The sequence below is a fragment of the Solimonas aquatica genome (assembly GCF_900111015.1).
Classification (GTDB): Bacteria; Pseudomonadota; Gammaproteobacteria; order Nevskiales; family Nevskiaceae; genus Solimonas; species Solimonas aquatica.
The window spans coordinates 89146-101769 of record NZ_FOFS01000002.1; the positions used below are offsets into that span (position 1 = coordinate 89146).

10 protein-coding genes and 2 pseudogenes are annotated in these 12624 nt (G+C 61.2%); 5 read left to right on the forward strand and 7 right to left on the reverse strand.

Features of this window, described 5'->3' with window-relative positions:
• Window positions 1-20: 20 nt before the first annotated feature.
• The gene (locus BMY12_RS03055; RefSeq protein ID WP_093281896.1) at window positions 21-2486 is read left to right on the forward strand and encodes an efflux RND transporter permease subunit; all 2466 of its coding nucleotides are present in this window, start codon (window positions 21-23) and stop codon (window positions 2484-2486) included.
• A gap of 151 nt (window positions 2487-2637) precedes the next feature.
• On the opposite strand, the gene BMY12_RS03060 is transcribed toward BMY12_RS03055, so the two are convergent.
• From BMY12_RS03060 to BMY12_RS03075, 4 genes and pseudogenes are all read right to left on the reverse strand, one after another.
• Window positions 2638-2967 (reverse strand): MalT transcriptional regulator family protein, encoded by a 330-nt coding sequence (locus BMY12_RS03060; protein WP_093281899.1) that lies wholly within the window; start codon window positions 2965-2967, stop codon window positions 2638-2640.
• 613 nt (window positions 2968-3580) lie between these two features.
• Window positions 3581-4954, reverse strand: a pseudogene (locus tag BMY12_RS03065) (type I restriction enzyme subunit R domain-containing protein); the annotation flags it as partial.
• 26 nt (window positions 4955-4980) lie between these two features.
• Window positions 4981-5082 (reverse strand): annotated as a pseudogene (locus BMY12_RS03070) (integrase core domain-containing protein); the annotation flags it as partial.
• A 24-nt stretch (window positions 5083-5106) separates the two neighbouring features.
• A complete protein-coding gene (locus BMY12_RS03075) occupies window positions 5107-6342 on the reverse strand; it encodes an esterase/lipase family protein (protein ID WP_093281902.1) in 1236 nt (411 codons plus the stop codon).
• A gap of 920 nt (window positions 6343-7262) precedes the next feature.
• On the opposite strand from BMY12_RS03075, the gene BMY12_RS03080 reads away from it, so the two are divergent.
• Window positions 7263-8648: a DUF1329 domain-containing protein gene (locus BMY12_RS03080; protein WP_093281903.1), complete on the forward strand. Its 1386-nt coding sequence runs from the start codon at window positions 7263-7265 to the stop codon at window positions 8646-8648.
• Between the two features lie 70 nt (window positions 8649-8718).
• Here the strand turns inward: BMY12_RS03080 and BMY12_RS03085 are convergent, their stop codons facing one another.
• From BMY12_RS03085 to BMY12_RS03095, 3 genes are read right to left on the reverse strand one after another with little or no spacing between them, the layout of a single operon-like run.
• Complete coding sequence (locus tag BMY12_RS03085) at window positions 8719-9648, reverse strand: catechol 2,3-dioxygenase (protein ID WP_093281906.1); 930 nt, start codon at window positions 9646-9648, stop codon at window positions 8719-8721.
• 18 nt (window positions 9649-9666) lie between these two features.
• Entirely contained in the window at window positions 9667-10053 is a 387-nt protein-coding gene (locus BMY12_RS03090; protein ID WP_093281908.1) for a 2Fe-2S iron-sulfur cluster-binding protein, read from the reverse strand.
• Between the two features lie 13 nt (window positions 10054-10066).
• Entirely contained in the window at window positions 10067-10426 is a 360-nt protein-coding gene (locus tag BMY12_RS03095) for a phenol hydroxylase subunit P4 (protein ID WP_093281911.1), read from the reverse strand.
• A gap of 608 nt (window positions 10427-11034) precedes the next feature.
• On the opposite strand from BMY12_RS03095, the gene BMY12_RS03100 reads away from it, so the two are divergent.
• Genes BMY12_RS03100 through BMY12_RS03110 form a run of 3 tightly spaced genes read left to right on the forward strand, consistent with a single transcriptional unit; the run spans window position 11035 to window position 12616 of the window.
• On the forward strand, window positions 11035-11301 hold the full coding sequence (locus BMY12_RS03100) for a phenol hydroxylase subunit (protein ID WP_093281914.1): 267 nt from the start codon (window positions 11035-11037) through the stop codon (window positions 11299-11301).
• Window positions 11302-11342: 41 nt separating this feature from the next.
• Window positions 11343-12335 carry an aromatic/alkene monooxygenase hydroxylase subunit beta gene (locus tag BMY12_RS03105; protein WP_093281916.1) on the forward strand — a complete coding sequence of 331 codons (993 nt, stop codon included), beginning with the start codon at window positions 11343-11345 and terminating at the stop codon, window positions 12333-12335.
• A gap of 11 nt (window positions 12336-12346) precedes the next feature.
• Entirely contained in the window at window positions 12347-12616 is a 270-nt protein-coding gene (locus BMY12_RS03110; RefSeq protein WP_093281919.1) for an MmoB/DmpM family protein, read from the forward strand.
• Window positions 12617-12624: the final 8 nt, after the last annotated feature.

Genomic DNA, 12624 nt, shown 5'->3' on the forward strand with positions numbered 1-12624 from the left:
ATCGGGTTCAAAGACTGAACATGGACAATATCGCTTTCCGCTTCCGGCTCGCGCGCTGGGTCATGGATCACCGCCTCGCGGTGCTGATCGGCTTTCTGGCGATCACCGTCGGCTTTCTTGCGGGCTTCCCGCGCGTTGAAGTTCGCACGATCTTCAAGGACCTGCTGCCGAAGGACGATCCCTTCGTGCAGGTCTATTACGACCATCCCAACTTCGGCAATCCGTTGACGGTCTACGTGATGGTCAAGCGCAAGGATGGCGACATCTATCACGCCGACACCTTGCAGAAGGTCTGGGACCTGACGCGTGCCATCGATCTGGCGCCTGCGGTCGATCACACGCAGATCATTTCCATCGCCACGGAAAAACTGCGCTATGTCGAAGCCACGCCGGCGGGTGTGGAAGTGCTACCGCTGATGGGCGATCAGGTGCCACGTACGGAAAAGGACGTACACGAGTTCCAGCGTCGCGTCGAGCAGTCACCCAATGCCAGAACCTTCTACGTCTCGCGCGACAACACCGCGACCCTGATCCAGGCCACGTTCCAAGATCATATCGATTACGGCGAAGCCTTCGACTACGTGACCAAGTTGGTCGCCAAGGCCAAGGACGATCAGCATGAAGTGTATCTGGCGGGCCAGCCGACGCTGACCGGCTGGGTCTACAAGCTGCAGAAGCAGACTTACCGAATCTTTGGCGTGACCCTGGCGTTGCTGGTGATTCTGCTGGTCTGGTACATGCGCAACATCGCGGGCGTGCTGACGCCTATCGTCTGCGCCGCTATGGCGGGAGTCTGGGGCGTGGGCTTCATCGGCTGGCTGAATCGCCCGATCGAGCCCTTATTGACCATCGTGCCGCTGCTGCTGGTGGCGCGTACCTTTTCGCACTGCATCCAATACACCGAGCGCTACTATGAAATCCTCAGTCATCTGAAGGACAAACGTAAGGCGGCGGAGGTCACCATGGGTGTGATGATGGTGCCGTCGGTGCTGGGAATCATGACCGACGTGTTCGGCATCGTGTTCATTGCCATCGCGCCGATCGTGACCATGTACAACCATGCTCTGTTCTGTGGCGCATGGGCCTTGTTCATCATTCCCACGGGCGTTTTTCTGGCTTCGATTCTGCTGTCGTATCTGCCCTTGCCGAAAAATTTCGAGCAGATTGCCGGTGGTGAGGGCAAGGAAGTCGGCATTCATCTCTTCCAGAAGCGCCTGCTGCACCGCATTGCTCAGCTGACCTACGGCGGACCGGCGAAGGTGACGGCGCTGGTCGTGGCGCTGATCACGGTTTGGTCGATCTACGAGTCCACGCAGATCAAGGTGGGCAATCCGGTGGAAGGCAGCAATCTGCTCTGGGAGGATTCCGAATTCAATACCGCGGTACGCGCCATCAATGCCCACTTCCCGGGCATGAACACCCTGGAATTGGTGATCGAATCCAAGAAGCCGCAGGACGGCGCCAACCGCGTATCGCTGAGCCCCGAAGCGATGCAGGTGCGTGCCAAGCTGCAGGCGATGATGGAGTCAGACAAGACCTTGCCGCCGCGTGCCACGCTGTCGTTCACCGATTACATGATGGAAGGTAACCGCCTTTTCGCGGGCGGCAATCCACAATGGCTGCCGGTGGATCCCACCAAACGCGCGGCCTACAGCGCCGGCCAGGCCGTGCTGTTCGGTTCCACGCCGCTGAACTTCGGCCATGTGATGGACTTCGAGATGCAGCATTCCACGGTCTCGGTGTGGTTCAAGGACAACAAGCAGGAGACCGTGGACGCGGCGCTGGCCAGCGCGCGGCGCGCAGTCAATGCCGTGGGCGAGGATCACGAGGAGTTCCGTGTGCGGATGGCCACCGGCTTCATCGCGCTGCAGCAGGCGATGAACATCGTGGTGGAGCGTTATCACTGGTTTATCTTCGGCCTGGTCAATCTGGCCATCGCCGTGATAGCCGCCATGGCCTATCGCTCGGCGGTTGCCGCGATCCTGCTGCTGATTCCGGTGAATCTGTCCAATTTCCTGCAGCTGGCCTTCATGCATGTGCTGGGCATCGGCCTGGACATCAATGCGACCATCGTCGCGGTGATGGGCGTCGGTGTCGGCATCGACTACGGCATCTATCTGCTATCGAGAATCTGTGAGGAGTACAACGCTCACGAGGGCGACTGGGGCATGGCGATCAGCGCCTCGCTTGCCACCACTGGTAAGGCCATCATGTTCACGGCCACCATCATGCTGATCGGCATCGTGCCCTGGTACTTTCTGTCGGATCTGAAGTTCATGGCCGACATGGGTTTGCTGCTGCTGGCCATCATGCTCATCAATATGGTGCTGTCTTTGGTGGTGCTGCCGCTGCTGGTGTGGCTGACCAAGCCGAAGTTCGCCTCGCGTACCGATCTGGCGGTGGGCGAAAGCATCGACCTGTCGCAGTTCATGGCGCAGACCAGTGATGCAGTGGTGTCTAAACCCATGGAACGCCAGCCCGTGTGAACAGATGGCCGCGCTGTTCGGCATGGCGGCGCGGCCGTTGGTGCTGCCGGCAATCACGGCCGCAGCGATGTTCCGGCTTCATCAGCTTGAGCACCCTGTCGCGGGCCAGGACCGCCGAGCGGCTGGAGGCGCCGAGCTTGTCGTATAGCCGCTACAGATGACCCTTTACCGTGCTCAGGCTGAGATCGAGGCGGTCGGCGGCGATGTGCTGATTGCTGAGCCCCGCTTCGAGGATGTGGCCAGCCATGGCAAACGACCGGGCGGAAGTGTTTTGTGGCAGGCGGTTGTAGCTGTGAGCCTTGCAAAGATATCCGAGCCGCTCTGCATCTGATTCGACGCCCCGAAATAGCCAGGGGTACCGCGTCATCGAGTCGCGAACCAGGTTCGCCACCTCTATTCCGGAGGGAATTTGGATGCCATTTTGCTCGCGGAAAAACAGTATCCGGCGAGCACTGAGCCAGTCGAGAGCTTCCCAGTCCAAGGCCTATTGGCCCGACACGGAAGGGGTCAGGACGTGATGTGAGTACATGCGAACTACCTCATCTTGAAGCGATGCAGCCCAAATATGAGATGATACGTAATGTAGAACAACTATAAATAAAAATAATGACTTACGAAAAAAATGACAAGAAGATGATTGACGTCTCTTGAAAAATATCAAAGAAATGCCTGATGTTTGGCTTCCGAAGCCGAGGGTCGGGGGTTCGAATCCCTCCGGGCGCACCAAAATCAAAGAGTTAGAACGATTCCGGCCGTGGGTTCGCCGGTAGTCAGCGTGCCGATTAGGGTTGGAGCCATAGGGCTTATGGACCTTTTCTCTACTTTGGGCCATCTGCTCATTCCTGTGCCAAATGCCCAATGAATGCCCAGGCAATGCCCATCGCTCGCGCCGTCGATTTAAATCGACCCCATCTCTAGCCAGGGCATTTCTGCTGATCTGAGTTTGCTGCGATCGGCGTCAAACACTGTTGCCCCGATGAAGCTGCAGAGCGTCATGGCGCTCTGAGCGATGGCTAATCAGGAACCAGTCGCCTGATCATGCAATGTTTCCGGGACTGGCGGTACGCACCACTTTGGGAACTGATATGGCGCTCCTACGGATTAATCATCGCGTAAACCATGTCGCCGACAAACCGCTTGAATGATTCGTTCTCGACGAACTGCTTGTAGACCTGGGTGTCATCCTTCAGCAGGATCTGCATGACCTTGCCGAGCGCGAGGTCGTGCGCCATCCGGGCGGTGTGGGGCGTGTTCTCGCGGGCGTTCTTGTAGGCCGGATCTGCCGCAACCTTGGGAGCGATGTCCTCCCGTATCCGCTTGGCAACCCGGTCAGTATCGGTGAACAGCGTCCCAAACTGCTCGTTAAAGGTTTTCAGAATGTTGCTCAGGCGATCCAGTTCAGGCTCTGGCTTGCGGCCACCAGCCTCCGTCGGGACTGGCTCGATCTCCGTCTCAACATCGGCAAGCCCGATTTTCTGCACAGCCTTCCTTTCAACTCGATAGCTGTCCATGTCGATAGCTTCGAGGATGCCATTGGCCAGGTCTTCCTCCTTCGGCGCTGGCAGCTTCGGGATAAGCAGATTCAGCAGGATCGACAGCCGTTCCCAACTCGCGTTGTTGTACGGGATGACCGATGACAGGAAGCTATAGGTGCGACAGAACACTTTCGCCTTGCTCTTGAAATCCACCTGCTGATCTTCGTCCAGCTTGGTGACGTACACGTCCCGGCAGGCATCGAGGATGGGATCAAGTTGGTCGCGATCTGCGCCGCTCAGAAACAGCGCCACGAAGTTCTGCACTTGGTCAGGCGAGTAGACCTGGGCGTCGTCCAGCGCTGTCTTCAGATCGTGGAGCTTGTTCGGGTCGGTCTCATCGGCGAGTAGCGTGGCGCGGTAGTAGTCCTGGAATGCCTGGGTGATACCTTCACTGTTGTTCTGGAAGTCCAGCACAAAGCAGTCGTGCTTCTGCGGATGCGCGCGATTCAGGCGAGATAGCGTCTGCACCGCTTTCACTCCTGAAAGTGCCTTGTCCACGTACATCGTGTGCAATAGCGGCTCGTCGTACCCGGTTTGGAATTTGTCGGCGCAGATCAGGAAGCGGTACGGATCATTCTGGATCTTGTCCGCAATTTCGTTGCTCGGGAAACCGTTGAGCGAGGCCTCCGTGACTTTCGATCCGCCGAACTCGTGCTCGCCGGAGAACGCAACGATGGCCTGATACGGGCTTTTTCGTTCGGCCAAGTAAGTCTTGAAAGCCTGGAAATACTGGATGGCGCGCTCGATACCGCTGGTGACTACCATCGCGCGCGCCTGTCCACCGATTTTGCCCGGCGCCAAGACCTGATCATGAAAGTGATCGATCATGATCTCGGCCTTCATCCGGATCGCGTGATCATGGCTTTCGACGTAGCGCCGCAGTTTCTTCTTCGCCTTCTTGGTGTCGAACTCCGGATCATCCTCGGGGGACTTCCTACGAAAAAGTGGACACCCTATGGTTAACTGCACAGCGCTTCGAACTCCGCTGGTGTTTGGTACCCGAGCGATGAGTGTAGCCGTCGGGTGTTGTAGAAATCGAGGTATTCGCGAAGCGCCAGCCGCAGCTCCCTGTCCGTGCTGCGGACTCAAGCGGCTGGAATTGCCTCGTCCTCTTGAAACCATTGGCGCAGCTGCGCGTACACATCCGGATCGCTGAGCAGGTCCCAGTGGTCCAGGCCAAAGCCCAGCCAGCGCCGTGCTTCCGGTATGCCCAGGTCGCGTGCGGGCTGGGCACTGACGCCGAGCGCGCTGTCCACGGGCACTAGGCCGTCGGCCAGCAGCCGATCCTTGGCGTCGCCCAGTTCTTGGCCCAGCGTGGCGGCGAAGACATAGCAAGGCACGGGCGGCAGGCCGGGCGCGTCGGCATGCGGGCTGCCGTGCTCGAAGCGCGAAGTCTGCTGCCAGTGTTCATCGAGCAGGCTGCCGTAACGCAGGTCGGTGATGCCGGCACTTCTGATCTTGCCCAGGCGCGCGAAGGGGGCCACGTAAGGACTGAGCTGCGCGATGAAGTTCTGCAGGCGGTTGCCCAGCCGCTCCAGCGGTGCGCCGTGATGCGGCGTGCCCAGGAAAAATATCTGTTTCAGCTTGTCCGGCCAGGCCTGGCCTTCCTGCTGTGCATAGTGACAGGCGCTGCGCGTGACCAGGCCGCCCATGCTGTGGCCGATCACGCTCAGTTCCGTGACCGGCACGGGCCAGGCTTGCAGCAGTTGTTCGAGCAGCTGCGCAAACTCGCGACCATTTTCGGAGATGTGCCGGCCGCTGTTGTAGTGCAGCTGCAGCACCGAGCAATCGCAGGCTTCGGCCAGCGCCGCGCCGTGATCATGGCTGTTGCGCCGCCACTGCAGATCGTTCATGCACAGGCCATGCACCATCACCAGCAGCCTGGCTTTCGGCGCGACGATCCGCTGGCGCAGGGCCTCGCGTTCCAGGAGCAGCGGCAGGCCCATCTGCCGCAGGCGCATCGGAATGGCCAGGGGATTGCCGCTGGCTTCCAGATGATCGCCCAGCACGCCGTTGAGGGCGGCGACGATGGCCTCGCGTTGCGGCGATGAGTCAGCCGCCGGGATGAACTGGGCCAGCGGCGCGAGCAGGCCGTCCAGGCCGGTGCCGACCAGCCCCGTGATGTCACGGATGCTGCGATAGACCAGGCCGGTGATGCCGCGGGTGTGGCCCTCCCGCCCGGGTCCCAGGGGCCAGACACAGCTGGAGATGTTGAGATGCATCGCTTCCACCAGGCTGGTGGTCTGTCGCACGCCTTCCACGATCAGTCGGGCTGCGCCGTGCACATCCGTGGCATGCAAATGCGCTGCGGGTTTGCTCATGGTTCGATCTGATAGTGAACAAGTGTTCACACAATGAACTTTCGATGGTTGTTTTTCAAGTGCCAGTTCCACGAATATCGCGGATATCTTGGTAAACACTTGTACCGGATATTGATTCCGCTGGCCGCCGGCAGCGGCCGGACCCCAGGCCGGCCCGGCGCCGAGGCGGAGCGGCCCGGGCCGGCTTTCAGCCGTGATGTTTGATCATGAAAAGCCGGAGGGGCGGATCAAATATTGAGAAGCCTCGAGCGCCGCCGCGGCTTCTTCCAGCGTCTTTGCTTCATTGATAAATCAATGAAAATCATGGACATGAGCGCGTTTCTGGGGCGGACTTGGCGGCCCTAAAGACCTGCGCCGCCCCTGGCACAGCTTTTGAACATTGAGCGCGGAAACCAATTCGCGGGCGTTGGGGGCGGGTTCGGCGGCGGCGGGAATAACGGCGGCAGATCGCAAGCTCGCTGCTCCCGACGACGACGGGCCTACTGGCGGCATCGCCTTGCGCTGAGCTTCCGGCAGCGAGCAGCCAAGGCCGCGCCGGCCGCAGAAAGTTGAAGACCTGGAGAGGAGAAGATTGTTAGGCCCAGCCATGCGCGGGCCGCCGGCGATCCTGTGCGGAACTCGGTGCGCAAGGGGCGGGCAGTCCTGCGTGCCGCCGATACGGCGGCGAACTTGAGCGGCAAATCCTCCATTCGAAGAAGAAATTCCAAGGAGGCGAGAAAGACCTCAATCAAGGCCGTGCTTCGCTGGCAGAGGGCCGATATCCCCCCAACAACACTGTACGGCAGGGGCGGCGGAGCGGTTCGAGATCTTTCGTTTGGAAAACCTAGCACCCTCCTCTCAGCTAGGTTTGTTGAATCAGCGGCAAGTCCTGCTGCTTGCCGCTGATCTTTTTTGTCGTGTGCCGCGAGATTTGGAGGAATATGAAAGCGATTCAATTTGACCGTGGCTATTCCCGTCGCAAGTTTCTGGGCGATGCGGCGCGTGGCGTGCTCAGCTGCGGTGTGCTGATGCCGCTCGCGGAGGCCATCGCCGCCAGCGGCGACATCACCAAGGCCTATCCGGACGAGCTGCTCTCCATCGAGGGCTATACCAAGGGCAAGATCAAGACCGGCGACTACATCGACGCCTCGAACGTCGAGCTGGTGAAAGACCTGCTGGAGCCGGTGCGCTACGAGCAGATCCGGACCATGGGCCGCAAGCTGAGGATGGTGAAGACCACCACCGACGTCATGCGCCTCTCGCCCTGGGAATACGTGGAAGCCACGCTGCGCAATGCCGGCAAGGCGCAGCTCGATGCGCGCGGCAATGTGGTGAACAAGGCCGACGGCAGGCCCTGGATCGGCGGCAATCCGTTCCCCGATCCGAAGAACGGCATCGAGCTGTTCGCGGCGCAGACCATGAACTGGGGCCGTCACGACGCTTCCTTCTACGCCGTGAAGATGTACACCACGGAAGTGGCCAGCGGCGATGTGAAGTTCAATTACAGCGGCGGCTGGGCGGAGATGTCGCCGGTGGCGCGCGTGGCGATGGAGCCGAAGCCCTACTGGCCGGGCCATGAGGACAAGCTGCGCTACCAGTCGGTGTTCTTTCTCACCCCGCAGACGTATCGCGGCACCTCGTTTCTCAACATCTGGGATTACGACTCCAGCACCTTCCCGCTGCTCTACGGTTATGTGCCGGAGTTTCGGCGCGTGCGGCAGTTTCCTTCGGAGCAGCGCTTCGAGCCCCTGCTGCCCGGCCTCACGCTGTTTCTCTCCGACGCCTGGGCGGCGGGCGATCCGCTCAACACCTGGGGCAATTACAAGATCGTCGGACGCGGCCCTTTCCTCGCCGGTCTGTCCGAAAGCTGGAACGCCGCGCATCCGAACTGGGAACACAACACGCATGGCGGCCCCAAGGGCAAGACCTTCTGGGATGCCAACGTGGAACTGGTGCCGGAGACCATCATCGTCGAAGCCGAGCCGGTGAAGTTTCCGCGTGCGCCGGTGTCGAAGAAGCGCGTGTGGTTCGATGCGCGCAACCAGGCGGTGGTGGGCATGGTCACCTACGACCGCGCCGGCAAGCCCTATCGCTCCTTCGACGGAGCCTATTGCCTGTACGAAAGCGGCAGCCAGAAATTCATGGACGGCAAGCATCCGTACTGGAGCTGGGCGCACGTCACCGCCTCGGATATCCAGACCGGCAGCGTCAGCCGTCTGGAGCAGGTGCGCCAGGTGGAGAACGCGCACTACACCGCCGCCAATGATCCCGCCATGTACGACAAGTATCTGACGCAGGTGGCGCTGATGCGCCTGGGCGGAAAATAAGTCCGCGCCTGCGGCCGGCACAGCCCGAAGCGCTTCGCCATCGGCGAAACGCTTCGGGCTTTTTTCTGGCTCAGGTCACCACCGCCAGGAAGCGCTCGTTGAGCTTGCGCTCGTGATAGAACACGCCGGCGCCCACCTCGTCCATGGTCCACTTGATCGGCTGGCAGTCCGGATAGGTCTGATAGCCGCCGCAGAAGGTCTCGAAGCGATTGCCTGAGGGATCGAAGGCGTAGATCGTGGTGCCGCGCGTCACGCCGTGGCGCGTGGGCCCGATGTCGATCGACACGCGGTTCATCGACATCAGATCGGCGGCGCGCAGCACCTTCTCCCAGCTGTCGAGCAGGAAGGAGACATGGTGCAGCTTGCCGGGCTCCGGATGACGGACGAAGGCGATGTCGTGTGCCTTGATGGAGCTCGACAGCCAGATCGCCAGATCGGTGCGGCCGTCTTCCAGCACGATGTGCTCCACCAGATAGAAGCCCAGCACCTCTTCGAACAGCTTCTGCACCTTCTCGATGTCAGGACCGTAGAGCAGGCAATGGTCCATGCGCGTCGGCGCGATGCCTTTCTCGGCGGCCGGCGTCCAGGCCTCCGGATTCACGTAGGGCATGCCATTGCCCACGTCGGTCTTCTGCGCGTAGAGCTCGATGAGATGGCCGCTGGGAATCTGGAAGCGCACGCGCGGTCCGGTCTCCAGCATCTCGCCTTCGGGAATGCGCTCGGTGGGCACGCCATAAGCGCGCAGATCCGAGTCCAGCTTCTCCAGGGTCTTGGGGCTGTCCACCTTGAACGCGAAGAAATCGATGCCGGCGCGATCGGCCTGGCGGATCACCAGGCTGTTGTGATCGCGCTCATCCCAGGCCTTGTAGTAGACGCGGCCCTGCTTGTCGCGGCCGGTTTCCTGCAGGCCCAGCACATTGCCATAAAAATGCATGCTCTCTTTGAGGTCGAGCACGCGCAGCGCCGCATGTCCGGGGCGCAGCACACCATTCATTGCCATGACTTCAAACTCCTCCTGTCATCCATTCACGATCTCGCCCGGTGCGGCTTGCATCCTGTCAGTGGCGTCACCGGGCAGTCCCGCCACCTGTGTGGTCCCGCATGGGGAAAAGCGTTTGCGCAGCAGGCCGATCACGCGCAGCACCATGTCGCTGCGTGGCTGCACCCGGCAGGCCAGCACCACGCCGCTGGCCTGCTCTTCGCTGCTGATGTGATCCCGGCTCATGCGCCGGCTCGTGTACTGGCCGGAGACGATCTCCACCTTGCACACGCCGCAGCCGCCACCGCGGCAACCTACGGTGATGGGTCTGCGCGGCCTGAGTTCCAGACAGCCGAGCAGGGTCTGTCCCTCCGCGCAGCGATAAGGCTCGTCAAGGCCCTCGACGCTGATCCGGTAGTGACGCATGAGCGCAAGCCGCTCAGCTGCGGCTGTTCTGAATGCCGGTGAGGCCGGGCGTGCGCAGGCGGATCACATCCTTGTGCTTCAGGCCGTTGCCGGCCACGGTGCGATCCGGCTCGGGCGTCCAGGGCTGGCCGGACTTGAGCCACTGCACCTTGTTCCAGTCGATGTTCTTGAAATCCGGATGCGCGCCATACAGCTCCGGCAGGATCTGCGTCTGAATGTCGCGGAACAGCGTGGTGGGCGACAGACACAGCGCAAACGGCGCGCAGAACATCAGATGGTCGTCCCAGCCGACATAGAGCAGCTGGCTGCCGTGGAAACGATCGACGCTGTCCAGCGGCGCGACTTCATAAGTCTTCAGGGCGCGCACGCTCATGACTGCACCGCCGCTTGGCTGGGAATCTGCTGCCGCGGCGCAACGCGCCCGGTGGGTTCGGTTTTCATTTTTGGCGATCTCCTCGCATCGTTAAACCTGTGGCAAGGCCGCTGCCTTGCGGGGTGAGTGCATTGCATCGCCCGTGCCGGTTTTGCGCGCCACACCTGCGCCGCGGCGTAACTGTTTAATCCTGCGCGGCTTATGCGTTCATCGCGCCGCCCGCCAGAACACCTGCACGGTTTGCCGGCTGCATAAAAAAAGACAATGCGCCGGCCTGCGCCGCTGTCGCGTGCAGAAAATTATTGAAAGCACACAAGCCGGGCCCCGGCATGGCTGCGAGAGCTGTCGGACACAGCCCGCTGCCAGGGACCGCAATGGCGCCTGCATAAATTTGTTGAATCGGCTGCGCTGCTGCGCGCGCCGTTGCGCAATTTTCGCGAACGCGCCGCGTCTGTGCGCTGCACAAAAGCCCGCCGCTGCGCAGCGCACTCGCGCAATAAGCTCAACGCGCTGAGTCACTTAAGGCGCTCACGCGGCGCGCCGGGGGCAATCCGGCACGGTGGCTGCAATAAGCCGCGGCGAATCGTAAACGCGCTGGGAAATCCCGCATGGAAAGTTCGCTCCGCAAGTCCTCGTTCGATCCCGCCGTCACCTATGTGCGGGTGATGCAGGTCCGTGAAGACGGCTTCGTGGAACTGGAATTCGCCGTCGGGGAGCCCGAGCTGTTCGTCGAGATGATTCTGCCGCAAGAGGCCTTTGCCGATTTTTGCGTCGCCAACAAGGCGAAGCTGCTGTCGGCCCCTGCGGTGGATGCGCCGCGCAACGATTGGGAGTGGCGCCTGCGCGATGCCTTGCAGAAGCGCTTGGGCGATTGAGTTCGGTAACTGCGAAAACACTTTGGAGGAAGAGTCAAAACATGCAAATTGATCTGCGCACGGTAACCATCAAGCCACTGCGACAAACCTTTGATCATGTCGCGGCGAAAATCGGTGGTGACAAACCGGCAACGCGTTATCAGGAAGGCACCATCGGTCTGCAGGCGGAAAACAATTTCCACTACCGTCCGCTGTGGGCGCCGGAATACGAGATCTTCGACAAGCGCCGCACCGACCTGAAGATGAAGGACTGGTACGCGTTCAAGGATCCGCGCCAGTTCTATTACGGCAGCTACACCATCAACCGCGCCAGGATGCAGGAAGCGGCCGCCGCCGAATTCGAGTTTGCCGAAGAACGCGATCTGGGCCGCAGCTACCCGGCCGCCGCCAAGCGCCGCGCCATCGATGTGCTGCTGCCGCTGCGCCATGTGGCCTGGGGCAGCAACATGAACAACAGCTTCTGCGCCGCCTACGGCTACGGCACCGCCATCACCCAGCCCTGCCTTTATCAGGCCATGGACCAGCTGGGCATCGCGCAGTATCTGACGCGCATCGGCCTGCTGCTCGATCAGCCGGAGGTGCTGGACACCGCCAAGCAGGCCTGGATGGAATCGGCCGACTGGCAGCCGCTGCGCCACGCCGTGGAAGACATGCTGGTGACGCAGGACTGGTTCGAGCTGTTCATGGCGCAGAACTTTGTGCTCGATGGTCTGCTGTTCCCGCTCATCTATCAGCGCGTCGCCGATTCGCTGGCGGCCGAAGCCGGTCTGGTGTTGTCGATGCTGACGCGCTTCCAGGTCGACTGGTACGCGGAAACCAGCAAGTGGGTGGACGCCTCGGTCAAGACCGCAGTCGCGGAATCGTCGGACAACCAGGCGCTGGTCAGCGACTGGACGCGGCAGTGGCTGGAACGCTCGCGCGCGGCGCTGGCGCCGGTGGCGAAGCTGGGTCTGGGCGCCGGTTCCGAAGCCGCCTTGAGCGAGGTGCTGACGCAGTTCAAGGCACGCGCCGCGCGTCTCGGCGTCACCATCTGAAGGAGCCCGCCATGTCCACCGTATTCATCGCGTTTCAGAAAACCGAGGACGCGCGCGGCGTCATCGACGCCATCTTGCAGGACAACCCGGCCGCCATCGTCAACGAGCAGCCGGCCATGGTGCGCATCGAATCGCCGGAGGCGATCACCATCAAGCGAGCCACGGTCGAGGACCTGATCGGTCGCCGCTACGACCTGCAGGAGATGCAGATTCACCTGATCACCCTATCCGGTCACGTCGACGAAAGCGACGATGAATTCAAAGTGAGCTGGACACGCTGAGGAGCATT